Source organism: Methylobacterium terrae, from assembly GCF_003173755.1.
GTDB lineage: Bacteria > Pseudomonadota > Alphaproteobacteria > Rhizobiales > Beijerinckiaceae > Methylobacterium > Methylobacterium terrae.
Genome location: NZ_CP029553.1, coordinates 1,961,279 through 1,985,660, shown reverse-complemented (window position 1 = coordinate 1,985,660; position 24,382 = coordinate 1,961,279). Strand labels below are relative to the sequence as shown.

Here is a 24,382-nt window from a genome sequence, read left to right as displayed (position 1 = left end):
CAAGTCGTCCCACCAAGTCGTCCCACCGGCGAGACGGTGCGTCCAGATCGGGCGCCTATCGCCCCGTCCATGGATCGCTCATCGTGCGGATGTCTTCAACGACGAACCCGGAGCACACCCATGACGATCCTGGTGACGGGCGCCACCGGCACGGTCGGCCGCCACGTGGTCGCGGAACTGGCGCGGCGCGGCGCCGACATCCGCGCCCTCGTCCGCGATCCCGCGAAGGCGGGCCTCCCGGCCGGCGTCGCGGTGGCGCAAGGCGACCTCCTCGACGTCGACGCGATGCGCGGCGCGCTCTCGGGCATCTCCACCCTGTTCCTGCTCAACGCGGTGGTGCCCGACGAATTCACCCAGGCGCTCGTCGCGCTCAACCTCGCCCGCGAGGCGGGCGTGAAGCGGGTGGTCTACCTGTCGGTGATCAACAGCGACCTCTCGGTGAACGTGCCGCACTTCGCGGCCAAGTTCGGGGTCGAGCGGATGATCGAGGGGATGGGGTTCGAGGCCACGATCCTGCGCCCGGCCTACTTCATCGACAACGACCGCACGGTCGCGGACGCGGTCCTCGCCCACGGCGTCTACCCGATGCCGCTCGGATCGAGGGGCCTCGCGATGATCGACGCGCGCGACATCGGCGAGATCGCCGCCCTGGCGCTGATCCGTCGCGAGCGGGCCGCCGGTCCGCTGCCCTCCGAGACGCTCAACCTCGTCGGGCCCGAGACGCTGACCGGGCCGGACGTCGCCGCGATCTGGTCGGGTGTGCTGGGGCGCCCGGTCGCCTATGCGGGCGACGACACGGCGGGGTTCGAGCGCTCCCTGCGGGCCTTCATGCCGCCCTGGATGGCCTTCGACATGCGCCTGATGGCCGAGCGCTTCCAGACCGACGGGATGATCCCGGAGGCCGGCGACCGCGAGCGCCTGACGGCTCTCGTCGGCCGCCCGCTGCGCACCTACCGCGACTTCGCCGCCGCCGTCGCGGCCGGCGCCTGACCGACGGGGCGGGCTTCAGTCCCGCCCCCGCCCCACCAGCCAGGCGGGATCGAACCAGCGGTCGGCCTCGCCGTCGTAGGGCAGGCGGGTGATGTCCCATTGCTGGATGAACGGCGCGTAGACGTTCCAGACCGCGATCCCGCCGCCGACGTAGATCCGCCGGCCGGGATAGCGCGCCAGCACCGCCCGCGGGTCCTCGTGGGAGCGGATGACCGCGATGGTCCGGTCCTGGTAGGCGAAGTCCGGCACCGCCTCGATGGTCTTCGGGCCCGCGATCAGGACGTGGCCCTGCGTCACGGCGAAGAACCGGGTGACGTCCTCGACGTAGAGCGGGTCGGTGTTGCCCTCCCAGGGCAGCCGGCCGTGGAGGCCGAGCTGGCCCCGCTGCCCGATGGCGCACATCGCCCGCACGTCGATCATCGGCCCTCGGCCCTCCCGGGCCGCGCTCCCGGCCCCGCGCCTGATTAGCCTGCCGCCCCTTCCCGGGCCAGCCCGTCCCGTCAGGCCTCCAGGCGGATGGGGGCGCCCGCGCGCTCGGGCAGGGCGTCTGCCGGCACCGGCCGGCCGTAGAGGTAGCCCTGGAGCTGGGTGCAGCCCTCCCGGCGCAGGCAGGCGGCCTGTTCCGCGCTCTCGACGCCCTCCGCCGTGGTGGCGATGCCGAGGCTGCGGCTGAGGCCGGTGATCGCCTGGACCACCGCCAGCGCCTCGCGGCTGTCGCAGATCTCGCGGATGAAGGAGCGGTCGATCTTGATCTTGTCGAACCGGAACGTGCACAGGTAGCTCAAGGACGAATAGCCGGTGCCGAAATCGTCGAGTGCGATGCGGGTGCCGAGCTGCTTGAGCTGGCGGAGCAGCGCCAGGTTGTTCGACGAGGCGTCGAGCAGCACCGATTCGGTGATCTCGAGCTCGAGCCGGCCGGCGGGCAGGCCCGAGGCGGCGAGCGCCGCCGCGACCTGCGCGGCGAGCGCCGAGCTGCGGAACTGGGCCGGCGACAGGTTGACGGCGATCGTGCGGTCGCTCGTCCAGCGGCTCGCCTCGCGGCAGGCCTCGTGCAGCACGAAGGTGCCGATCTCGTCGATCATCCCGGTCTCCTCGGCGACCGGGATGAAGTCGAGGGGCGAGATCGGGCCGCGCACCGGGTGGTGCCAGCGCAGGAGCGCCTCGTAGCCGACGGTCGCGCCGTCCTCCGCCCGCACGATCGGCTGGTAGTGCAGGAACAGCTCGCGCCGGGCGATCGCCTCGCGCAGGTCGGTCTCGATCAGGCGGCGGTAGCGGGCGGAGGCCTCGAGCGCGCCGTGGAAGCGCGCGTGCCGGCCGCGGCCGGTGCGCTTGGCCTCGTAGAGCGCGAGGTCGCCGCAGCGCAGGAGCTCGTCGGCGCTCGACGCGTCCTCGGGTGCGAGGGCGATGCCGATGCTCAGCCCGGTCTCGATCCGATGCCCGTCGATCTCGACCGGCTGGCGGGCCGCCGCGATCAGCCGGTCGGCCAGGGCGGCGGCCTCCGCGCCCGCCCCGAGGACCGGGGCGACGACCGCGAACTCGTCGCCGCCCAGCCGCGCCAGGGTGTCGCCCGGGCGCAAGGCGTCCCACAGGCGCCGGGCGAGCACGCGCAGCAGGTGGTCGCCGACCGGATGGCCGAGGGTGTCGTTGATGCACTTGAAGCCGTCGAGGTCGAGGCACAAAACCGCCGTGCTCGGTCCCAGGATCGCGTCGACGCCCGGGGCGTCGGCCTTCGCGGCCTCCGCCGCCAGGGCCTCGGCGAGACGCTGCCGGAACAGCTCGCGGTTCGGCAGGCCGGTCAGCCCGTCGTGATGGGCGAGATGGTGGATGCGCTGGCGCGCGGCGTGCTCGTCGCTGATGTCGTCGGCGATGAGCAGCCCGTGGAGGGGCTGCTCGCCGCGCCCGCCGATCGCCAGGGCGCGCATCCGCAGGATCCGCGCGCCCCACGCGGTCTCGACCTGCGCCTCGGCATTGACGCTGGAGGCCGGATGGCCGGTCCCCGCGGACGCCCCGGCATTCGCCAGGGCGGCGGCCATCAGCGCTCCGAGGGCGGTCGGCAGGACCGCCGCCGCCGGCCGGCCGACGAGCTCGCCGGCGCAGCGGCACAGCAGCAGCTCCGCCTGACGGTTGGCGAGCAGGATCAGCCCGGTCCTCGCGTCCTGCACGACGACGCTCGACGGCATCGTGGCGATCACGCTGTCGAGGAAGGCCGAGGCGGCGGCGTGCTCGTCGCGGTGGCGCTCGGCCCTCTCCTTGGCCTCGACGACCTGGAGTTCCTGCGCGCGCCTCTCCGTCCGGTCGCGGGTGATCTTGGCGAAGCCGAGGAGGGCGCCCTGGTCGTCCCGGATGGCGTCGATGACGACGTGGGCCCAGAACGAGGTGCCGTCGCGGCGGAAGCGCCAGTCCTCGGCCTCGAACCGCCCGGTCTCGCGGGCCTGGCGCAGGCCGGCTTCCGGCAGGCCCGCCGCCCGGTCCGCCGCGCCGTAGAAGCACGAGAAGTGCCGTCCCACGATCTCGGCCGCGGTGTATCCGTTGGTGCGCTCGGCCCCGGCATTCCAGTTGACGACGATCCCGGTCGGATCGAGCATGTAGAGTGCGCAATCGGTCACGCCCTGGACGAGGAGCCGGAACCGGCGCTCCTCCTCGCGATGCTGCTGGAGCAGGCGCTGCTGGTCGGTGCGGTCGCGGGTGATCTTGGCGAAGCCGATGAGGCGGCCGTCGTCGTCCCGGATGGCGTCGATGACGACGTGGGCCCAGAACGAGGTGCCGTCGCGGCGGAAGCGCCAGCCCTCGGCCTCGAACCGTCCGGTCTCGCGGGCCTGGCGCAGGCCGGCTTCCGGCAGGCCCGCCGCCCGGTCCTCCGCGCCGTAGAAGCACGAGAAGTGCCGTCCCACGATCTCGGCGGCGGCGTAACGCTTGATCCGCGCCGCCCCGGCGTTCCAATTCACCACCATGCCGCTCGGATCGAGCATGTAGATCGCGTAGTCGGTCACCCCTTGGACGAGGAGGCGGTACAGGACGTCGGTGCTTGCGGTCACGGCGGTCCGTTCCGTCATCGGTTCTGCCCGGGGGACTGGAGCCGAGTATGCCCCTGCGTCCTTGTTGCGGACCAGAACACTAATACAGCCTTAAGTGAGGGCGGCCGTAAACGGAAAAATGTCAACACCAGGACATAGGTCTTAGGAACTGGTAATTTGAGTTGTAAACGCTCAGTCCGACGTGAGCGAATTCTGAGAAAGATACAAAAAACGTATTTTTACCGAAGCGGGAAGGCGCGGCACCCTGCGGCATCCCGTGGCGCGAAGTGCCGTCGGCGTCCCTCCCGCGAAGCCGCCGGCCGGGTCGCCTGGCATTCCCGCTCTCGAGCGGGGAGGGGGATGCCCGATCGTGATCCGTCGATGCGGACCGCGGCGTGCGCCGCCGCGGTCCCGCCCGTTCAGGCCGGCTTCTGCGGCGTCAGGATCTGCCCGGTCGGGAAGTCGAAGATCGTGCCGCTCCCGCTCCAGTCCGGGCTCGCCATGCGGACGATGTGGGGCGCCAGGTCCTCGGGCGTGCGCAGGGTCTCCGGGTCCTCCCCGGGCATCGCGGCCTTGCGCATCGCGGTGCGGAGCGGCCCGGGATTGAGCAGCATCGCGCGCACCGGCGTGGTCGCGGTCTCGGCCGCGTAGGTCCGCACCAGCGCCTCGAGCGCCGCCTTCGACACCGCGTAGGGCCCCCAATAGGCCCGGCACGACGAGGCCGCGCCGGAGGTGACGAACACCGCCCGCCCGGCATCGGAGCGCCGCAGCAGCGGGTCGAGGGAGCGGATCAGGCGCCAGTTCGCCGTGACGTTGACGTCCATCACGTTCGACCAGACCTTCGGGTCGACGTGGCCGAGCGGCATCAGCTTGCCGAGCACGCCGGCATTGCCGACGAGCACGTCGAGCCGGCCCCAGCGCTCGTGGATCGCGGCGCCGAGACGGTCGATGGCGTCGTAGTCGCACAGGTCGAGGGGGACGAGGGTGGCCGAGCCGCCCGCCGCCCGCACGGCGTCGTCGAGCTCTTCCAGGGCGCCCTGCGTGCGGGCGACCGCGATCACGTGGGCGCCGGCCGCGGCGAGCGCCAGGGACGCCGCGCGGCCGATGCCGCGGGACGCGCCCGTGACGACGGCGATGCGGTCGGCGAGGGGCTTGTGGGGGAGGGGAGTGCCGGCCATCGGATCAATCGGCCTCGGCGAGGATCGCCATCCGGCGCGGCGAGGCCACCGCGAGGTCGGTCAGCGGCGTGGGATAGTCGCCCGTGAAGCAGTGGTCGGTGTATTGCGGGCAGGCGGCGTCGCGGCCCTCCTCGCCCATCGCCCGGTAGAGCCCCCCGATCGACAGGAAGGCGAGGGAATCCGCGCCGATGTAGCGGCGCATGCTCTCGAGGTCGTGGGTGGCGGCGAGCAGCTTCTCCTTCTCCGGCGTGTCGATGCCGTAGAAGTCGGGATGGGTGATCGGCGGCGAGGCGATGCGGAAATGCACCTCGCGGGCGCCGGCCTCGCGCATCATCCGGACGATCTTCACCGAGGTGGTGCCGCGCACCAGGCTGTCGTCGACGAGCACGATGCGCTTGCCCTCGACCGCGGCGCGGTTGGCCGAGTGCTTCATCCGCACGCCGAGCTCGCGCACCGACTGGGTCGGCTGGATGAAGGTGCGGCCGACATAGTGGTTGCGGATGATCCCGAGCTCGTAGGGCAGCCCGGTCTGCTGGGCGTAGCCGAGCGCCGCCGGCACGCCGGAATCCGGCACCGGGATGATGATGTCGGCCTCGGCCGGCGATTCCTTCGCCAGTTCGACGCCGATGTTCTTGCGCACCGAGTAGACGTTCTTGCCGTTCACGATCGAATCGGGACGGGCGAAGTAGATGTACTCGAAGATGCAGGGGCGTAAGGGCTGCGCCCGGGCGAAGCGGATCGACTCGATGCCCTCGTCCGAGATCACCACCATCTCGCCGTTCTCGACGTCGCGCACGAAGCGGGCGCCGATGATGTCGAGGGCGCAGGTCTCGGAGGCCAGGATGTAGCGGCCGTCGAGCTCGCCGAGCACCAGCGGGCGGATGCCGAGGGGATCGCGGGCGCCGATCAGCTTCTTGTTCGTCATCATCACGAGGGCGTAGGCGCCCTCGATCTGGCGCAGCGCGTCCATCACCCGGTCGACGATGCGCACGTGGCGCGAGCGGGCGACGAGGTGGAGGATCGCCTCCGTGTCGGAGGTCGACTGGCAGATCGCGCCGTCGCGCACGAGCTGGCGGCGCAGCAGGAGGCCGTTGGTCAGGTTGCCGTTATGGGCGACCGAGAGGCCGCCGGTCTCGAGCTCGGCGAAGAGCGGCTGCACGTTGCGCAGGATCGTCTCGCCGGTGGTCGAGTAGCGGACGTGGCCGATCGCGGTCTCGCCCTTCAGCCGCTCGATCGTGGCGAGGTCCGAGAACGAATCGCCGACGAGGCCCATCCGGCGCTCGGAGTGGAACACCCGGCCGTCGAACGACACGATGCCGGCCGCCTCCTGGCCGCGATGCTGCAGGGCGTGCAGGCCGAGCGCCACGATCGCCGAGGCGTCCGGGTGGCCGTAGATGCCGAAGACGCCGCATTCCTCGCGCAGGGTGTCGCCGTCGAGGTCGAGATCGCCGCGGAACGCCTCGCTCGTCCCGGGGGCGCCCCGGAAGGTTTCGCTGCGTGCTGACATGATGAGAAGCCCCTGGTGGCCGGTCACCGCACGGCCTCGCCTCGCCGACCCCGCGCACCTTGACGTCCGCGCGCGGGCCACAAATCACCCGCGGGGCCGGCGTCGAGCCGCCCGCATCGCATTGCGTCGCGCCCGATCGTCTGCCCCGCGCCGGCTATGTAATCGCTGCCTTCGGCGGAACCAAGGCGTCAGGCGTGCGTTGCGCGACGTATCTCACATGCAAGGGACGCCGGCCCGGCGCTCAGCGACGCGGGCTCGCATCGGTGCGCCGCTGGGGCGGGGCGTCGGCCTCGGCCGGCGCGTCGGTGCCGGGATCGCCCTCGGGCTTGGGCTTGCGGAATTGCTTGAGCAGGCCTTCCGGGTTGTCCGGCAGCATCGCTACCAGCTTCTGCCCGCTGTTCTCGAGGATCTCGCGGCTGCGCGCCTGCTGGGCCCAGTCCGGCACCTTGCCCTGGACCAGCCAGGCCAGGAACACCCAGCCGATGACGCAGATCAGGAAGCCGCGGGCCGCCCCGAAGGCGAGGCCGAGGCTGCGGTCGACGGCGCCGATGCGCGAATCGAGGATCAGGTCGGAGATCTTCACGGTGATCACCGAGACGACCAGCAGGGTCACGAGGAAGATCGCGGCGATCGACACGACCAGCGAGACGGTGTCGCTGGAGACGTGCTGCTTGACGGTCGGCAGCAGCAGCGGGTGCAGGGTCCAGGCGAGCCCGGCCGCCGCGACCCAGGCCACGATCGCCAGCACCTCGCGGGTGAAGCCCCGCACCGCCGCGAGCAGCGCGGAGATGACGACGACACCCAGCACGACGAGATCGAGAACGGAGAACGGCATTGGCAGGAACGGTTCGGGGGCTGAGAGCGTTGCCTCGGGGTCGCGGCTGCCCGGCACCGCGGGGGTTGTATACGCTGCCGGATGCGCTTCGTCACCCTCGCGCTGAGTCCCTCGCGCTGCCGGGCGAGCCCCCGGATGCCCGCCCCGGTCCTCTCCGGCACCGGCAGACGGGTCGGTCGGTGAGTGCGGCGCGGTTTCGTCCGAGGCCTGCCGGCGCCGTCGGGCGCCTTCCCCGCCTGCGCGATCGCCGTGGCGTGCCCGGGCATCGCACCGACCGGCAAACGCAGATCAGCCAGGAAACAGATCCCATACCCGCGCGCCTCGGCATCGACGTGTCGGGGCCGAGGCGTCCGGCGCATCAGCGCCGACGCCCGTTCGGGCCGAGCCGGCGCCTTCAAGCGGATCCGTTCGAAGGCGCGGCGGTATCATCGATCTAATCAGTATACTCTCGCAATTGCATGCATGATACATATGAATTTAAATAATAAATTATTATAAAATGTCATTATTTGCGTGTTAATTTTGATATCTATGGAACAATCATGTATTAACTTTGATTATGGAAAAAACATTCCCTCCATCGGCCGCTTGATTTGGCAAATTGTACGTGTGAACATAGAGATCTCGTCGAAGATAAATGCGAGATGACATGTTCAGTAACCAAATGACTTTCGATCAATTTGAATCTGCGTACAATGCGAAGAAAGTGGATGTCGCTAACAACCTTCCGTATCACGAGGTCATCGAGCGAATCTGGCGGCATGAGAAGACCGTCAGGGGAATCGATTGGCGCGCCGCCGCGGCCGGCGGCCCCGATACCCTCGCGGCGGCGGTCGCCAAGGCGCAGGCCTGGCTCGACGGCCAGGCGCGCGCGCTCTCGGCGGCAGAGGTCAAGGTCGCTCAGGATCTCGGGGTTCTGAGCAAGGAGGGAAAGCCGATCGAGCTCGCCGCCTTCCTCCGTGACGCGGTGGGGGGTGCGCCCGTGCCGGCAACGTTTCCGGACGGGGCGCCCAGCTACACCGTCTGGGGCTGGAGCAGCGATACCGTCGCAAAATACCAGGCCGCGAGAGGAAATGACGTCGCCACCTACGTCACGAATCTGGTCAACAATTTTCAAGTCATGGAGCAGGACGACGAGGTCGGAATAACGAAAATATGCATGCAGTCCGGCGTGATAGCCTTCGGGGCTGCGGCCATAAAGTATGTCCTGAATATCATCAAGACGTTGGTCACCCTGACGGAGGCGACAGAAGCCTCTGCCGTCTTCTCCGGAATCCTGTCCGTCGGCGCGAACGTCATCAGGTTCATGATCTCATCGATCGTGCTCGCGATCCTCGTGCCGCTGATGATCCTGATGGCGAAGGACGCGTTCGGATTGTTCGTCATCATCAACAATACCGATTCGGATCTCGTCATGAGCGACATCGTGTTCACGCACGGGAAGTGCGTCTCCGGGTTCAAGGCGGACGCCGACGCCGACAATCCCCAGGCGATCATTCCTGCGAAGTTCGTGATCGAAAACCTGAATGTCCAGACCTCGTACGCGGCGATCAGTGCCGGCTTCCTCGGCGTGAGAAAGCGCGACAACGCTCTCGTCGGAACGCAGGGTGCGATCAGCTTCGCCTCGACATCGGAATTCGCGTCCGGGATTTTCCTGGGATGGGAGGTCCCGCTGTCGATCGGCAGCAACCGGCTCCTCGTCAGCGCCAACTTCACGGGCTCGGTCGACGATTTCTCGAACCAGACCGACGATAGCGGCGCGCTGGACTCGACCGACACGTCGCCGGCAGGGCACGTCATCGAGGGCCACATGAACGCGGACGGCGGCAGCAGCGCCTACGCCTTCGTCATCGCCTCGTAGACGGCCTGGAGCAGCGACCGATCGCGTTGTCATCCGACGCTGCTCCACATCCTCGATGGCGCAGCATTCTCCGGCGGATCGGTGTCGCCGGGCAGCGCTCCGGCGCCCGGAGGCCGGCTCCGGCGGGCGGGCCCGGGGAGGCGGTGCAAGGCCGGTGCACCGGGGAGCGGGAGCGTCCGGCACGACGGCGTTCGGGATCGACCGACGTTTCATGCCGCCGCGCCTTCGAACGGATCCGTTCGAAGGCGCCGGCCAAGCCCGAACGGGCGTCGGCGCCGAGGCGCGAAGGTCTCAATCCTCGTCGTCGTAGGCCGGCATCCGCTGCGGTTGGCGCCGCCCGCCGCGGACCGGCTTGCCGCTGGCGACGACCCCGGCCACGAGATCCGCGATGTGGCGCAGCGATTCCGCCGGAAACCCCGTCCCGGACCCGTCGCGCCCGGCGCCCTCGCGCCCTTGCGGCATCAGCGCCTTGGCAAAGCCGAGCTTCTGCGCCTCCTTCAGCCTCGCTGGGGCCTGCGCCACCGGGCGGACCGCCCCCGACAGGCCGACCTCGCCGAAATAGACCGCGTCCGACGGGAGGGCCGCGCCCGAGAGCGAGGAGACGAGGGCCGCCGCCACCGCGAGGTCGGCGGCGGGCTCGCTGATGCGAAGCCCCCCGGCGACGTTGAGGTAGACGTCGTGGCCGCCTAAGCGGATGCCGCCATGGGCCTCCAGCACCGCCAGCACCATCGACAGGCGGTTGGGGTCCCAGCCGACGACCGCGCGCCGCGGCATGCCGAGCGCGGAGGGCGCCACGAGGGCCTGGATCTCGACGAGGAGGGGCCGCGTGCCCTCCATCCCGGCGAAGACCGCGGTGCCCGGCGCCGCGAGGTCGCGCCCGGCGAGGAACAGGGCCGAGGGGTTCGGCACCTCGGCCAAGCCTCCGTCGGTCATCTCGAACACCCCGATCTCGTCGGTGGGGCCGAAGCGGTTCTTCACCGCCCGCAGGATGCGGAAATGGTGGCCCTGGTCGCCCTCGAACGAGGCCACCGCGTCGACCATGTGCTCGACGACGCGGGGACCGGCGATCTGCCCGTCCTTGGTGACGTGGCCGACCAGGATCACGGCGGTGCCCGAGGTCTTGGCGAAGCGGATCAGGCTCTGGGCCGAGCCGCGCACCTGGGTCACCGTGCCGGGGGCCGATTCCACCGTCTCGGTCCACATCGTCTGGATCGAGTCGATGATCGCGAGCGCCGGCGGCTTGCCCTGGCTCAAGGTCGCGATGATGTCCTCGACGTTGGTCTCGGCGGCGAGTTCCACCGGAGCGCTCGCGAGCCCCAGCCGCTCGGCCCGCAGGCGCACCTGGCCCACCGCCTCCTCGCCCGAGATGTAGGCGACGCGCTCGCCCCTCTTTGCCAGGGCGGCGGAGGCCTGCATCAGCAGCGTCGACTTGCCGATGCCGGGATCGCCCCCGAGCAGGATCACCGAGCCGCGCACGAAGCCCCCACCCGTCACCCGGTCGAGCTCGGCGATGCCGGACGAGGTGCGGGGCGCCTCCTTGGCCTCGCCGGTCAGCCCCTCGAGGGGGAAGATCCGGCCCCGCGCCCGGCTCGGCCGGGTCGCGACCGGGCCGGAGACCGGGCTTGCCGCGCCGGTCTCCTCGACGATCGTGTTCCACCCGTTGCAAGCCTCGCAGCGCCCGCGCCAGCGGTTGTAGACCGCGCCGCAGGACTGGCAGGCGAAGGTCTGGTGGTTCTTCGCCATCGGCGGCGATTCTCCGAGATGGGGGGCCGCGCGCCGGCCTCCGTCAGGTGTTCCTGATATGTCCGCAGCGGCGGGCTGTTGCAACCGGGCCCGCCTCGCGCCCGGCCACGGTTCCGAAACGAACCCGCCGCGCTCGCGCCCCGATCGGCCGCGAAAGCTCGGCCGACCCGCGACGAGGGATGCGCACGACGATGGCCCGGGCCGGTGAACCTTACCACTACGACCGTACGCAGCGGGGCTTCCACTGGCTGATGGCGGCCCTGATCCTGGTGGCGCTCGGCATCGGGATCTACGCCGCCTGGCAGGTGCCCGGCACCTCGCCGCGGCGCGAGCTTCTCGACCTCCACAAGTCGATCGGCCTGACGGTGCTGCTGCTCCTGCCCTTGCGCCTCGTCTACCGGCTGATCGCCGGCGAGCCGGCCTACCGCGCCCCGCCGTCCCGGTCCGCGCACCTCGCCGCGAAGGCCGCGCATGCGAGCCTCTACGCCCTGATGCTGCTCCTGCCGGTCAGCGGCTACGTCTACTCGGCGGCGGGCGGCTACGGCCTGCCGTGGTTCGGTGTGCTCTCGTTCCCGCGCCTCGTGCCGGTCGACAAGGCCCTGTCGCTCGCCGGCTACGCCGCGCATTACTGGATCGCCTGGGGCGTCGGGATCGTGCTCGGCATCCACGTGCTGGCGGTCGCCTGGCACGCCTGGATCCGGCGCGACGAGGTGATGGGGCGGATGTGGCCGCGGCGGGCGGCTCGGGGGTGAGGCGGCGGGAGCCGTCCCGCCGTCACCCCGCGTCCCGGAGCCGCTCCCCCGCCTCGCCGTAGCCGAGCGCCGCCGCCGCGCGGTTGGCGATGCCCCGGCTCAGGGTCACCCATTCGAGGTCGTTGATCGCCTTCACCAGGCGCTCGCGCTCGGGGGTCTCCCCGTCGCCGGGCGCGGCCTCGGCGAGGTTCACGGCGGCGATCAGGACCTGGTCGCGCCCGTCCTCGATCCGGGGATCGCGCTCGACATGGCCGCGCACGTCGGCGTCGAAACGCGCGATGACGGTCCAGGGCAGCGCGTCGGCGCTGCACGCCTCGGGATAGGTCCGGGCGACGCCCCGGGCCTGCACCGCGGCCTCCCGGACGAGTTCGACGAGCTTGGCGACCATGGCGTACCCGCTGTGAATGTCCATCTGGAACCCAGGAGCCGGCCCGCGGGTCCGCGGGCGGCGGGGCCTCACCGCGCCAGCCGCCCCTCCGCCGCGGCCTTCGCCATGTCCTCGGCATCCGCCGGCAGCAGCGTGCGCTCGATCACCATGCGGTCGGCCGCCGCCTTCACCGCCGCCGCGTAGTCGCCCGCATCGGGATAGCGCTCCTCGAGCGAGGGCCGCGGGTCGTGGGCGGCTTGCGCCGCCGTCCTGGTCCCGGCGAAGGGGAGCACGCCGCCCTTCTGGTTGCACAGGGTCTCGGCGGCGACGCCGCGGGTCGGGTTCCAGGCGGTGTAGGTCGCCCGCGGCACCTCGATCAGCGGCAGGCGCAGGCCCGCCAGCGTGTTGCCGTCGGGATCGACCTTCGGCAGCAGCAGCGGGTAGGTGCCGCGCACCACCGGCGGACCGGCGGGCTCGGGCCCGGACTGCACCCCCGGCTCGACCCACTGGGCCGGGGTGTGGAGGCCGGTATAGGGCAGGCCGGGGATCGGCGGGTAGAGGTGGGCGGGGGCGCCCAGCGTGCCGTCGGCCCGCGACGGGTAGCGGCTCGCCGGCGGCGCGACCCCGTCGGTGATCCAGGCCTCCAGCGCGGTGAGCAGCGCCCGCGAGGCAGCGCCGGCATGGACCGGGCTCACCGGCAGGGCGCAAGCGGGATCGGTCGCGGTCCTCGCGTCGGGATTCGCGAAGTGCGGCGCGCCGGTAATCATGTAGACCCGGACCTCCGGCGGCTGCTCCAGCTCGGCGCCGCGCGTGTCGGTGGTCACGAGCGCCCCCCGCGAGCCCCACAGCTCGTACTCGCTGTCGACGTGCATCAGGCGCGGGCAGGTGTTGCCGAGCCGGCAGCGCAGGAACAGGCCGTCGCGCTTCCCCGTCAGGGCGTCGGTCGTCGTCGCGTAGGCGAAGGGGAACTGGTCGGCCGGGTAGGAGCGATCGAGGTGGGGGCCGGGATTGCGGCCGGGCTGGGCGAAGCGGGCATTGGTGAAGCTGCGCCGGCTGCCGGCGATGTGCGGCATCATCCCGTCGAACACCATCCGGCCCCGCTCGTCCTCGTTGAGGCCGAGATAGAGCAGGTCGCGCAGCACCCGGCCCGATTGCGAGATGCCGAAGCCGATCGCCCGGTCGATGGTGCTGCGGCCGTCCCGCGCGAGCGGGTTCCGCGCGCTCGCATCGTGGCGCAGGAAGGTCGCGACGTCGCGGATCGCCGCGAGCCCGAGACCCGTCACCGCGGGGTCGCGGGCGGTGTAGCTCAGCTCGTAGAGCGCGCTGCCGTCGAAGCCCGCCGGCCGGGTGATCGCGATGCGCCCGGCGTCGACGAAGCGGAACGACAGGCCGGGGGGCGTCGTGCGCGGATCCTCCGCCTTCGCCCGCACGGTGAGGCGCGCCTTCGCCGGGTCGAGGTCGGCGGCGGGCCAGGTCAGCGGGGCCTCGATCGGCGACGTGGTGTTGTCGAAGCTCCACTCCTCGCGCGACGGCCCGGTGATCCCGGCGAGCACCGGCAGGCGGATGCCCATGCCGGCCCCGGCTCTGCCGTCGCTCGGGGCGACGTCGCCCTGCCAGCCGATCCAGGCGAGCGTGTAGCCCCGCGACAGCAGGAAGCCCCGGCCCGCGTCGTCCGCCTGCTCCAGCCGGCCCGACGCCTCGGTCGAGCTGCCCTCGACGAGCGGGCCGATGAGCTTGCGGCCGCGATTGGGGATCTCGACGATGAGCAGGCCGTTCGGCCGCTCGGGCCGCAGCAGCACCACGTCGGCGGTCGCCTCGACCCGGCCTTCCGCGTTGCGGGGCGCGAGCGCGATGTCGGCGATGACGGCGTTGCGGGGGTCGGCGGGATCGAGGGCGATGGTCGCCCGCCCGGTGACCTTCTCGGCCTGGCCGCGCTCGCCGAAGCTGCGGCCCTGCAGGGCCGGCTTCTCGGCCTTGAGGGTTTCGAACCGGGTCACCTCGGCCCCGGCCGGCCCGGCGACGAGGCCGCTTCCCGCGAGGCCCCCTCCGACGAGCGCCGCGGTCGCGGCGCGCCTGATCCTGGTCATGGCGGTCTGTTCCCCCTCGGCGGCGCCACGTCCCGGGCGCCTTCCGGCGCGACCGTAGCGACGCGCGGTTCCGCTGTGAACCGTGTCGGGCGCCCCGCGGCGTCCGCTCAGGCGAGCACGCTCGCGAGATAGTGCCGGACGAAGCCGGGCATCCGGGCGGGGTCGAGATCCGCTGCCCGACGCACGGAGACGATCGCCGACAGCTCCGGCTCGGCCTCCGCCGCGAGGTGGGCCGCGATCGCGTCCCGCACCGTCGCCTCGTCCTCCGCGAGCGGCACCGGGCGCAGGAGCGCCATCAGGCCGCCGTCGCGCACGATCGCCCAGCCGGGATCCGGCGCCTCCGGGGAGATCTCCCGGGCGACGAGGCCGGTCTCCTCGTGCAGCTCGCGCAGCGCGCTCACCGCGAGGTCGACGCGGCCGTCCGGCGCGATGTCGGTCGGGTCGGGCGTGCCGCAGGGGAAGTAGACGCGGCCCGCGGCGGCGGTGTGCGGGCCCATCTCGCCGAGGATGTAGGCGCCGTCCCGGGTGCGCGGCACGACCGCGGCGAAGACGTTGAGGACGCTCCCGTCCGGAAACCCCAATCCTTGAGGGCGGTGAGGGCGGCGTACTCGGCCTCGAACAGCTCGGCCCGGAGCACCCCGTCGGCGAGGTCGAACGCGCGCAGCATCAGCACCGTGCCGTTGAACATCGCCGGGCGCGCCGCCCGGCGCATCTCCCAATGGGCCGCGATCCTCTCCCGGTTCTCGCGCGCCCAGGTCCAGTCGTGCGCGACCATGGTCGCCTCGACGCGGCGGGCGGGCGTGATGGTGATGCCCATCAGAGGTGCAGCTCGCCCTCGGAGATCACGACGGCGCTGCCGCCGATCTCGGCCGCGCGCAGCGCTCCGTCCTCGATCGCGAGCTGGAGCGCGATCGCGCTCGGCCGGCCCATCTCGTACCCTTGCGCGACGACGAGGTCGTGGGTGCCGCTCCCCAGGGGCTCGAACTGCATCAGGGCGCCCGCGAAGGCCGCGACCGCGCCGCCGGTCGCCGGGTCCTCGGCGATGCCGGCGGCGGGGGCGAACATCCGGGCCCGGAAGCTGTGGCCCGGCTCCCCGGTCTCGCCGGTATAGAGGAACACCTTGGCGCCCGCCCCGAGGGCCTGCGCCAGCGCCTCCGCGCTCGTGCGCGCCCGGCCGAGCGCGTCGAGGCTCTGGACCGGCACGAGGTGGAACGGCGTGCCGGCGCTGTAGCGGCTCGGCCGGTGGCGCGAGAAGCCGATCTCGGACGGCGACAGGCCGAGCGCCCCGGCGAGAGCCGTGGCGTCCGGCTCCTCGCCCCAGCTCTCCGGCAGGCGCGGCAGGCGGAAGCGCGCGCGGCCCCATTTCCCGCCGGTCTCGCGCTCGCCGGTCTCGACCACGCAGGGCACCACCCCGACCTGTTCCTCGAGCCCGAACGCCACCGCGTCGGCGACCTCCGCCCGCCGGTCGCCGAGCGCCAGCAGCACCGCGGTGCCGACGGTCGGGTGACCCGCGAAGGCGAGCTCCTGGGCCGGCGTGAAGATCCGCAGCCGCGCCCGGTGCCGGCTCTCGGCCGGCGGCAGCACGAACACCGTCTCGGACAGGTTGAACTCCCGGGCGATGGCCTGCATCGCGGAATCGTCCAGCCCCTCGGCGTCGAGCACCACCGCCAGCGGGTTGCCGGCGAGGGGGGTGTCGGTGAACACGTCCAGGGTGGCGTATCGGCGTGCGGGCATCGGGCTATCCGTCCTTCCGAAGGCGAGCGGCGAGGCAGCACGGATCGGGGGGAGGGCGCAAGCCCCGGGGTTCTGCCGCGCACCCGTCGCCGGAGCGCGAGGAGCGCGTTATGGCATTTTCGCGAAAGCGCCATAACGACCTGATCATGCGCCGCATCGACCTGCCGTTCAGCACGCTCTACGCCGAACTCGCCGAGCGCTGCCACGACGGCCGCGTCGCGACCGGATCCGATCCCGACGCGTCACACCGCCTCGACCGGAAACGTCCGGCTCGGCGCCACGAACTCCTCCTGCGCCGCCACCGTCAGGATCTCCCGCGCGCCGGCCTCCGCGGTGCGGCGCAGGAGGCCGAAGACCGAGGCGGCCGCCGCCCCCAGGGCCTCGCCGGCCGAGCGGCTGCGGGCGTAGTGCACCAGGAACAGGGCCGCGGTGGCATCGCCCGCGCCGTTGACGCTCAGCGACAGCCGCGGGGTGCGCAGGCGCCAGAACCGCCCGCCCTCGCCGGCCAGCATGTCGATGCTGTCGTCGGGCGTCTCCTCGGTGTGGAGCGAGGTGACGAGCACCACCTTCGGCCCGCTCGCCTGCACGGCGGCGACCGCGGCCTTCGCGTCGGCGAGCGTCCGGGTCTCGATCCCGCTCAGGTAATCGAGCTCGAACTGGTTGGGGGTGATGAGGTCGGCGGCCGGCACGGCGTGGTCGCGCATGAATTCCGGGATGCCGGGGCGCACGAACACCCCGCGGCCGACATCGCCGATCACCGGGTCGCAGCAATAGAGCGCCGCAGGGTTGGCCGCCCGCACCCGCGCGACCGCCCGCAGGATCGCGGTGCCGATATCGGCCGAGCCCATGTAGCCCGACAGCACCCCGTCGCAGGAGGGGAGCACCCCGCGCTCGGCGATGCCCTCGACCAGTTCCTCGATGGCGGGGCCGTCGAACACCCGGCCGCGCCAGGCGCCGTAGCCGGTGTGGTTGGAGAACTGCACCGTGTGCACCGCCCAGACCTCGACCCCGAGCCGCTGCATCGGGAAGACCGCCGAGGCGTTGCCGACATGGCCGTAGGCGACGTGGGACTGGATCGACAGGACGTTCATCGCGACACGAGACCTCGCGCGGGGTGTACTGACGCCCGCAACGTTCCCGGAACCGGGCGTTCCTGGCAACCGCCTTTCGGGTCGCGACACCGCGCGCGAGGCGGGTTCACGCGGCGCTCACGCGTCCGGGGTTAAGGATTGCGCGAGGGAACGCCCGCCCGGCGCCCCGACTTGTCCCGCCACCCGGCTGAACCCACGGTCACGCGCTCCATGGACTTCGAGAGCTTACGCACCACGGTGATCGACTTCGTGCGCGACCACCAGGCCTGGGCGCCGGTGATCACCGGGATCATCGCCTTCTGCGAATCGCTGGCGGTGCTCTCGCTCCTGGTGCCGGCGACCGTCATCCTGATCGGGATCGGGGCGCTGATCGGCTCGGGCGCGATTCCCTTCCTGCCGGTGATGGTCGGGGCGGCCGTCGGGGCGATCCTGGGCGACTGGGTCTCCTACGAGATCGGCCGCTACTACAAGGACGGCGCCAAGCGCCTGTGGCCGCTCAGCCGCTACCCCGAGATGGTGGAGAAGGGCGAGGCGTTCTGCCGGCGCTGGGGCGCCTGGGCGATCGTCGTCGGCCGCTTCATCGGCCCGGCCCGGGCGGTGGTGCCGCTCGTCGCCGGCGTCGCCCTGCTGCCGCGGCTGCCGTTCCAGCTCGCGAACCTCTCCTCGGCCTTCCTGTGGGCCTTCGTCTGGCTCGCGCCGGGCGCCGGCCTGATCGACTGGTTGCGGCGCGCCTGACGAAACGGTAATCACGCCACGTTCCCCCGCCTGACGCAGCGTCGAGGTCGAAGAAACTTGTCCTAGACAATGGTGGACGCTGGGGTATCACGGAATATTAACCGTAACGGCGTACTCGACCCCTGATGCGCCGACGAGGCCGCACCCGAAAGCGGTTCCATGCCCAACGTGTTGCCGACCTACCAGATGCCGAGACCGGCCATCCTGCGCTGGCTGGCGGATCCGGGTCTCGACCTGCCGGCGGACCTGCGGGGCGGCCTGCTCGCGACGTTCCTACCCTCGATCGCCTCGCTGGTGCTCGGCGCCGTCGCGATGCTGATCATCGAGGTGGCGGCCGCGATCCGGCAGCCGGGGCCGCTCTTCCTGAGCCTTCTGGCGGCGGACGCCGCCCTGCTCGCCCTCCGCATCGGAATTTTCGTGCGCGCCGGCCGCAAGGCCGCGCAAGGGCTTCCGGTGCCGACGGGCCTCCTGCTCGCCAGCAGCTTCGCCTGGGCCGGCCTCGTCGGCCTCTCGACCATGCTGTGCTTCCTGAGCGGCGATCCGCTGCTGCAGACCCTGGCGCCCATCACCATGATGGGGATCCTGTGCGGGATCGTCACCCGCAACTACGGCGCCCCGCGCCTCGCCGTCACGATGGTCGCCCTGTGCGACCTGCCGCTGAAGGTGGCGCTGCCGCTCCATTTCCGCGACGCCTGGTTCCTGCTCGGCACGCTCCTCGGCCTGCTGTTCGTGGTGGCGATCCGCACCACCGTGACGCGTCTCAACCGCACCTACGTCGAGGCGCTCCTCGCCAAGCGGGAGAACCAGCGCCGGGCCACGCACGACCCCCTGACCGGCCTGCGCAACCGCACCGGGCTGATGGAGGACCTCGCCGCGGGGCTGCGGCGGGGGAGCGACGACCTCGCCCTGCTCTACCTCGACCTCGACGGCTTCAAGGCGGTCAACGACTGCCTCGGCCACGCCGCCGGCGACGCCCTGCTGGTGCAGGTGGCCGGACGGATCTCCGCCGCGATCCCGCAGGAGTGGCAGGCCGCCCGGCTCGGCGGCGACGAGTTCGTGATCCTGGCGGGCGGCGAGAGGGCCCACGAGGCCGCGCAGGTGGCGGCGCGCCTGATCGAGGCCGTGAAGGCGCCCACCGACGTCGGCATCGGCGTCGGACTCAGCGTCGGCATCGGCTGGGCGATGCCGGGGATGACCCCGGAGGCGCTCCTCGCCGAGGCCGACGCGGCGCTCTACCGCGCCAAGGCCGCCGGCAAGGGCCGCCTGGCGACCTCGGGCGCCAGGATCGACCGCCCGCTCGACCCCGCGCTCGACCCCTCGGCGACGATGCCCGGGCCGCGCGCGGCGGCCCGGGTCGGGTGGGCGTGAGGCCGCCTCAGCCCATCGCCCGCTTGACGAACCGGTCCTCGACGGTCGCCGCGAGGTCGATCTTGGCGCCCTGCAGCTCGGGATCAAGGGTGCGCACCAGCTCCAGCACGCTCGCCATGCCCTCCTGCGTCGGGACGCCGGTGCGCGAATAGCTCTCGAGCGAGTTCTTCACCGCCTGCACGTAGAGCGGCTTGTCGCCGAAATGGTAGGCCGGCGGCACCGTGTCGGCGATTTCTTCCGGCGAGGCGGCGACGATCCACTTCAGCGACTTGGCGAAGGCGTTGACGACCTTCTGGGTCGCGGCGGCATGGCGCTCGATCCAGTCCTGCTTGGTGTAGACCACCGCGGCCGGGTTCGGCCCGCCGAACAGCGCCCGCGTGCCGGCCTCGGTGCGGGTGTCGATGATGACCTTGATGTCGCCGTCGGCCTCGAGCTTGGCGATCACCGGGTCGAGGTGGGAGATCGCGTCGATCTCGCCCTTCTTCATCGCGGCGATCGCCCCGGCCCCGCCGCCGACCCCGATCAGCGCCGCGTCGGTCGCCTTCAGCCCGGCCTTGAGCATCGCGTATTGCGCGGTGAGCGAGGTCGAGGAACCCGGCGCGGTCACGCCGATCTTGCGGCCCTTGAGGTCGGCGGCCGACTTCACCGTGTCGGCGAGGTCCTTGCGCACCCCGATCACGATGGCGGGGAAGCGGCCGAGCTCGCACACGGCGCGCACGTCCTGGCCCTTGGCCTGCATCCGGATCGTGTGCTCGTAGGCTCCCGTCACGATGTCGACCGAGCCGCCGATCAGGGCCTGGAGCGAGCGCGCGCCGCCGCCGAAATCGTTGATGTCGGCCTCGATCCCCTCCTCCTTGAAGAAGCCCTTCCGCTCGGCGATCGTCAGCGGCAGGTAGTAGAGGAGCGGCTTGCCGCCGACGCCGATGCGCACCTTGACGGTGTCGGCCCGGGCGGGAGCGGCGGGGCTGAGCGCCAGGGCGGCGGCGCCGGCGAGGAAGCTGCGGCGTTGCATGGGTCGTGTCCTCCCGTTGGTTCCGTGGGCCGATCAGGCCGAAATGTCGAACCCGTCCCATCCGCGACCTCGGGACGAGGCCGCGGGTGAGATGACGCCCGTCGTGATGCCGATCCCACGAGCGGCGAGACCGCCTCTCAGCCCTGGCCGCCGGCCTGCGGGCGCCAGACCAGGAGGCGGTTCTCGATCAGGGTGACGACCGTGTCGATCACGATGACGAACACGGTCAGGATCAGCATCCCGGCGAAGACGCCGGTGACGTCGAACACGCTCTCGGCCTCGTGGATCTTGTAGCCGAGGCCGGCCGAGGAGCCGAGATACTCGCCCACCACCGCGCCGACGAGGGCGAAGCCGACCGCGGTGTGGAGCGAGGAGAACATCCAGGTCAGCGCCGAGGGCCAGTAGACGTGGCGGAGCAGGCCCCGCTCGCTCATGCCGAGCATCCGGGCGTTGTTCAGCACCACCGGGCTCACCTCGCGCACGCCCTGGTAGACGTTGAAGAACACGATGAAGAACACGAGCGTGAAGCCGAGCGCCACCTTCGACCAGATGCCCAAGCCGAACCACAGGGCGAAGATCGGCGCCAGCACCACCCGGGGCAGGGCGTTCGCCGCCTTGATGTAGGGGTCGAACACCGCGGCGAGCAGCGCGTTGCGGGCGAACAGGAACCCGAAGGCGATGCCGCCGACGGCGCCGAAGACGAAGGCCAGCACCGTCTCCTGAAGGGTGATCCACAGGTGGCCCCAGATCTCGGGGTTCGTCATCTCCATCCAGGTGCGCTTCAGGACGTCGACCGGGGTCGAGAAGAAGAACTGGATCTGCTTCGGGCTGCCGAGGATCGGGTAGACCGTGAGCACGTGCCAGATCGCGAAGCCGACGAGGCCGACGAGGATCTGCAGGGCGAGGAGGCCGAGGCGGTTCACGAATGGGGTCTCCGGAGGGTCGTCATGCTCACGCCGGGCCGCCCGCATAGGCGCGGGAGACCTCGACCCGCAGGCACGACCAGATCTCCTTGTAGAGGGCGTGGAACTGCGGCTCGAGGCGGATCTCGCTGATGTCGCGCGGGCGGGCGAGATCGACCCTGAACTCGCCGACGATGCGGGCGGCGGGGCCGGCGGAGAGCACCACCACCCGGTCGGCGAGCGCGATCGCCTCCTCGAGGTCGTGGGTGACGAACATCACCGCCTTGCGGTTGGCCGCCCACAGTTCCAGCAGCAGGTTGCCCATGATCTGCCGGGTCTGCGCGTCGAGCGGCCCGAAGGGCTCGTCCATCAGCAGGATCTCGGGATCGCGGATCAGCATCTGGGCGAGCGCGACGCGCTTGCGCTGGCCGCCCGAGAGCATGTGCGGGTAGCGGTCGAGGAAGGCCGCGAGCCCGACCTTGCCCAGCCACTCGCGGGCCCGCGCGAGCGCCTCCGCGCGCGGCACCCGCTGCGGCTCGAGGGCTACCGCGACGTTGTCGAGCGCCGTCTTCCACGGCATCAGGGCGTCGGCCTGGAAGAGGTAGCCGGCGCGCGCGTTGAGGCCCGACAGGGCCGAGGAGAACACCGTGACCGAGCCGGAGGCGGGTTTCAGCAGGCCGGCGGCGGCGTTCAGCAGCGTCGACTTGCCCGAGCCGGTCGGTCCGACCACCGCCACGAACTCCCCCGGCATCACCCCGAGGTCGATCCCCTCGACCGCGACGTAGCGTTTGCCGCCCTTGAGGGTGAAGGCGATGCTGACGCCGTCGAGGCGCACCGCCTCGCCGTGGGCCAGTGCCGTGCCGCCGACGAGGCGCATGCCGGCCCGCCCCCCTTTTCGTCCCTCGGCGGCGTGCTGCCCCCCCATGCCCGTCGCTCCCTCCTGCCGTCCTTGCCGGGTTCCGTCGCCGTCTCGCGCGGCTCCCGGGGCGGCGACCATCGGCGAGCGGGCCCGCGAGATCAACCGCTACGTCCGTCGCGCGGGCCGGTTTCGGGGCAGGTAGGCCCTGCCGACATGCCAGGCGATCAGGGCGAGGGGCAGGCCCAGCGCCGCCCAGGCCGCGACCCCGCCGGCGCCCTCGTGGAGGAGCGCCGCCAGGAGGCCGGCCAGGGTGGCGGCGCCGACGGCGAGCGGCACGCCGAACACGGCGCGCCAGCCGGCCGGGCCGCGCGGACGGCCGGACCGCCTCATGCCGGGTGTCCCATGCGCGGCCGCCTCGTCATGCGGGGCCGCTTCATGCCGCCTGCGCCCGCAGGGCCGGCGCCGGGCGGCGGCGGCGCACCCACCACAGGTAGAGGCCGCTGCCCAGGACCACGATGCTGACGAGGTCGAGCAGCGCCCACAGCACCTTCATCGGCAGCCCGCCGTAATCGCCGAAATGCAGGGGCTGCGAGACGAGGAGCGCGGTCAGGTACCAGGGCAGGGCGCGCGAATCGGCCACCGCGCCGGTGCCGGCCTCGAGCAGCACCGGCTGCAGCAGCCGCGCGGTGAGCGGCGCGGTCCCGCGCAGGAACACGCCGAAATGCCGCGGCGTCGCGAAGGGCGTGCCCGGGAAGGCGACGAAGCCCGGCACCATCCCGGGCGCCGCCTCCCGCGCCCGCGCCACGATCGTGTCGAGGGAGGCGGGCCGCGCCGGTGCCGGACCGCCCTGGCTGCCCGCGATCATCCGCCCGAGGGTCTCGGCCTTCCACATGCCGACGAGCGGCTCGGACAGGGTGTTGATCGCGCCGGTCAGGCCCACCACCGCGAGCCAGGCCACCCGCCGCGACCGCTCCGGCCGCACGGTGCCGAAGGCGAGCCGGCGGGTGAACGGCCAGTACAGCACCACCCCCGATACGATCGCCGCGACGAGGAGCAGGCCCATCGCCCCGAGGAACAGCTTGCCGGGTAGCCCCGCATACAGGTCGACGTGCAGGCGCAGCATCACCTGCATGAAGGCGTTGCCCGACGGCCCGAGCTTCTCCCCGCCGGCCGCACCGTAGAGCGTCACCGTCGCGTCGTTCGGCGCGGCATCCGCGGCGGCGTTGAGGATCACGAAGACCTTGTCGGGCTCGTGCTGGTCCCAGCCGACATACTGGATGGCCTTGCCCGGATGGTCGCGCAGGGCGTTCTCGGCGATCCGCTCGACCGGGACGGGCGCCTGCCCGGCGATCGCCGCGGGCGCGTCGCCAACTCCGAACACCTCGTCGATCTCGTGGTGGAAGATCAGCGGCAGGCCGGTCAGGCACAGGAGCAGCATGAACAGGGTCGAGATCAGGCTCGACCACGTGTGCACGAAGGCCCAGGCGCGGACGCTGGACGCTCTCATCCGGTTCTCCGTCGGGCGACCGCACCGGAGACGGCGCAGTTTTGAATGGGTATAAGGTGCTGATGCGGCTCGGCTTTCCAGATCGGTGGCTAGAGGCTGGCGGGCCTCCGCGCAAGGGGCAGCCTCGGCGCGAGACCACGTTGCGCGGCCTGCGACACGGGCTGCAGGTGACAACGGCCGGCGAAGCTGGTCCGATGGCGTTCCCGATTCGGTCTCCTTGGCAACCCCTCGATCAGCGTCCCTCCACAGCCTTGTCCGCCGCCCTCGCCCTCTCGCTCCCCGTCGACCGCCGCCAATCGCCGACCGCGCTCAGCGTGCAGCGGGGCGTGCGGCGCCTGTTCGCCGAGCTCGGCCACGTCACGATCCCGGAATTCACCCTGGCCAACGGCCGGCGCGCCGACCTGATCGCGCTCGGCGGCTGCGGCAAGCTGACGATCATCGAGATCAAGTCGAGCGTCGCCGATTTCCGCGCCGACCGGAAATGGCCCGACTACCGCGACTTCTGCGACCGCTTCTACTTCGCGGTGCCGGAGACCCTGCCGGTGGAGATCCTGCCCGACGAGACCGGCCTCATCGTCGCCGACGCCTTCGGGGCCGAGATCCTGAGGCCGCCGCCCGAGCATCCCCTGGCCGGCGCCCGCCGCAAGGCCGTGACCCTGCGCTTCGCCCACGCGGCGGCGGGCCTGCTCCACGCGCTGGCAGATCCGGGGTCGATCCGCGAGGGCGCGCTGTAGGGGCGCGCGATCGGAGCCGGAGCACGGTCGGCTCGATCGTGCGAGGAGGGTTTCGACCCGTTGCGTCCACTGAGTGCGAATTCGTACAGAACATCATCGAGTTCTG

22 protein-coding genes are annotated in these 24,382 nt (G+C 71.7%); 6 read left to right on the top strand and 16 right to left on the bottom strand.

What is annotated here, in order from left to right; all coding sequences use genetic code 11:
- Positions 1-120: 120 nt before the first annotated feature.
- A complete protein-coding gene (locus DK419_RS08920; RefSeq protein WP_109958768.1) occupies positions 121-990 on the top strand; it encodes an NmrA/HSCARG family protein in 870 nt (289 codons plus the stop codon).
- Between the two features lie 15 nt (positions 991-1,005).
- On the opposite strand, the gene DK419_RS08915 is transcribed toward DK419_RS08920, so the two are convergent.
- The 5 genes from DK419_RS08915 to DK419_RS08895 all read right to left on the bottom strand — a co-directional run bounded on the left by DK419_RS08915 (position 1,006) and on the right by DK419_RS08895 (position 7,524).
- Positions 1,006-1,410 carry a dihydrofolate reductase family protein gene (locus tag DK419_RS08915; RefSeq protein WP_109958767.1) on the bottom strand — a complete coding sequence of 135 codons (405 nt, stop codon included), beginning with the start codon at positions 1,408-1,410 and terminating at the stop codon, positions 1,006-1,008.
- An 80-nt stretch (positions 1,411-1,490) separates the two neighbouring features.
- The gene (locus DK419_RS08910) at positions 1,491-4,025 is read right to left on the bottom strand and encodes a sensor domain-containing protein (RefSeq protein ID WP_109958766.1); all 2,535 of its coding nucleotides are present in this window, start codon (positions 4,023-4,025) and stop codon (positions 1,491-1,493) included.
- Positions 4,026-4,423: 398 nt separating this feature from the next.
- On the bottom strand, positions 4,424-5,182 hold the full coding sequence (locus DK419_RS08905; protein ID WP_109958765.1) for an SDR family NAD(P)-dependent oxidoreductase: 759 nt from the start codon (positions 5,180-5,182) through the stop codon (positions 4,424-4,426).
- Positions 5,183-5,186: 4 nt separating this feature from the next.
- Positions 5,187-6,689, bottom strand: coding sequence for an amidophosphoribosyltransferase (gene purF, locus DK419_RS08900; protein WP_109962203.1), 1,503 nt, complete (start codon positions 6,687-6,689; stop codon positions 5,187-5,189).
- A 241-nt stretch (positions 6,690-6,930) separates the two neighbouring features.
- On the bottom strand, positions 6,931-7,524 hold the full coding sequence (locus tag DK419_RS08895; protein WP_109958764.1) for a CvpA family protein: 594 nt from the start codon (positions 7,522-7,524) through the stop codon (positions 6,931-6,933).
- Between the two features lie 649 nt (positions 7,525-8,173).
- Here DK419_RS08895 and DK419_RS08890 point away from each other — a divergent pair.
- Positions 8,174-9,385 (top strand): hypothetical protein, encoded by a 1,212-nt coding sequence (locus tag DK419_RS08890; RefSeq protein WP_109958763.1) that lies wholly within the window; start codon positions 8,174-8,176, stop codon positions 9,383-9,385.
- Between the two features lie 291 nt (positions 9,386-9,676).
- Here the strand turns inward: DK419_RS08890 and radA are convergent, their stop codons facing one another.
- Entirely contained in the window at positions 9,677-11,128 is a 1,452-nt protein-coding gene (gene radA, locus DK419_RS08885) for a DNA repair protein RadA (RefSeq protein ID WP_109958762.1), read from the bottom strand.
- Between the two features lie 179 nt (positions 11,129-11,307).
- Here radA and DK419_RS08880 point away from each other — a divergent pair, with 179 nt between their 5' ends.
- Positions 11,308-11,880, top strand: a complete 573-nt coding sequence (locus DK419_RS08880; RefSeq protein ID WP_245442875.1) for a cytochrome b — start codon at positions 11,308-11,310, stop codon at positions 11,878-11,880.
- Between the two features lie 22 nt (positions 11,881-11,902).
- Here DK419_RS08880 and DK419_RS08875 read toward each other — a convergent pair whose 3' ends face one another.
- The 5 genes from DK419_RS08875 to pdxY form a co-directional block, all read right to left on the bottom strand.
- The gene (locus DK419_RS08875; protein ID WP_109958761.1) at positions 11,903-12,268 is read right to left on the bottom strand and encodes a hypothetical protein; all 366 of its coding nucleotides are present in this window, start codon (positions 12,266-12,268) and stop codon (positions 11,903-11,905) included.
- Positions 12,269-12,336: 68 nt separating this feature from the next.
- Positions 12,337-14,334, bottom strand: a complete 1,998-nt coding sequence (locus DK419_RS08870; protein ID WP_109958760.1) for an alpha/beta hydrolase domain-containing protein — start codon at positions 14,332-14,334, stop codon at positions 12,337-12,339.
- Between the two features lie 107 nt (positions 14,335-14,441).
- Positions 14,442-14,915, bottom strand: a complete 474-nt coding sequence (locus tag DK419_RS08865) for an NUDIX hydrolase (RefSeq protein ID WP_245442874.1) — start codon at positions 14,913-14,915, stop codon at positions 14,442-14,444.
- A 235-nt stretch (positions 14,916-15,150) separates the two neighbouring features.
- Positions 15,151-16,068: a PhzF family phenazine biosynthesis protein gene (locus DK419_RS08860; RefSeq protein WP_109958759.1), complete on the bottom strand. Its 918-nt coding sequence runs from the start codon at positions 16,066-16,068 to the stop codon at positions 15,151-15,153.
- Positions 16,069-16,310: 242 nt separating this feature from the next.
- The gene (pdxY, locus tag DK419_RS08855; protein ID WP_109958758.1) at positions 16,311-17,159 is read right to left on the bottom strand and encodes a pyridoxal kinase PdxY; all 849 of its coding nucleotides are present in this window, start codon (positions 17,157-17,159) and stop codon (positions 16,311-16,313) included.
- A gap of 210 nt (positions 17,160-17,369) precedes the next feature.
- Here pdxY and DK419_RS08850 point away from each other — a divergent pair, with 210 nt between their 5' ends.
- Both DK419_RS08850 and DK419_RS08845 read left to right on the top strand, forming a co-directional pair.
- Positions 17,370-17,894 (top strand): DedA family protein, encoded by a 525-nt coding sequence (locus DK419_RS08850; protein WP_109958757.1) that lies wholly within the window; start codon positions 17,370-17,372, stop codon positions 17,892-17,894.
- Between the two features lie 159 nt (positions 17,895-18,053).
- On the top strand, positions 18,054-19,262 hold the full coding sequence (locus DK419_RS08845; protein ID WP_109958756.1) for a GGDEF domain-containing protein: 1,209 nt from the start codon (positions 18,054-18,056) through the stop codon (positions 19,260-19,262).
- Between the two features lie 7 nt (positions 19,263-19,269).
- On the opposite strand, the gene DK419_RS08840 is transcribed toward DK419_RS08845, so the two are convergent.
- The 5 genes from DK419_RS08840 to DK419_RS08820 all read right to left on the bottom strand — a co-directional run bounded on the left by DK419_RS08840 (position 19,270) and on the right by DK419_RS08820 (position 23,542).
- Positions 19,270-20,274: an ABC transporter substrate-binding protein gene (locus tag DK419_RS08840; RefSeq protein ID WP_109958755.1), complete on the bottom strand. Its 1,005-nt coding sequence runs from the start codon at positions 20,272-20,274 to the stop codon at positions 19,270-19,272.
- A 137-nt stretch (positions 20,275-20,411) separates the two neighbouring features.
- Entirely contained in the window at positions 20,412-21,197 is a 786-nt protein-coding gene (locus DK419_RS08835; protein WP_109958754.1) for an ABC transporter permease, read from the bottom strand.
- Between the two features lie 28 nt (positions 21,198-21,225).
- Positions 21,226-22,053, bottom strand: coding sequence for an ABC transporter ATP-binding protein (locus tag DK419_RS08830; protein WP_208642341.1), 828 nt, complete (start codon positions 22,051-22,053; stop codon positions 21,226-21,228).
- Positions 22,054-22,200: 147 nt separating this feature from the next.
- Positions 22,201-22,425: a hypothetical protein gene (locus tag DK419_RS08825; protein ID WP_109958752.1), complete on the bottom strand. Its 225-nt coding sequence runs from the start codon at positions 22,423-22,425 to the stop codon at positions 22,201-22,203.
- A gap of 43 nt (positions 22,426-22,468) precedes the next feature.
- Entirely contained in the window at positions 22,469-23,542 is a 1,074-nt protein-coding gene (locus DK419_RS08820) for a PepSY-associated TM helix domain-containing protein (protein WP_109958751.1), read from the bottom strand.
- A gap of 251 nt (positions 23,543-23,793) precedes the next feature.
- On the opposite strand from DK419_RS08820, the gene DK419_RS08815 reads away from it, so the two are divergent.
- Positions 23,794-24,276 carry an MmcB family DNA repair protein gene (locus DK419_RS08815; RefSeq protein WP_245442873.1) on the top strand — a complete coding sequence of 161 codons (483 nt, stop codon included), beginning with the start codon at positions 23,794-23,796 and terminating at the stop codon, positions 24,274-24,276.
- Positions 24,277-24,382 lie beyond the last annotated feature (106 nt).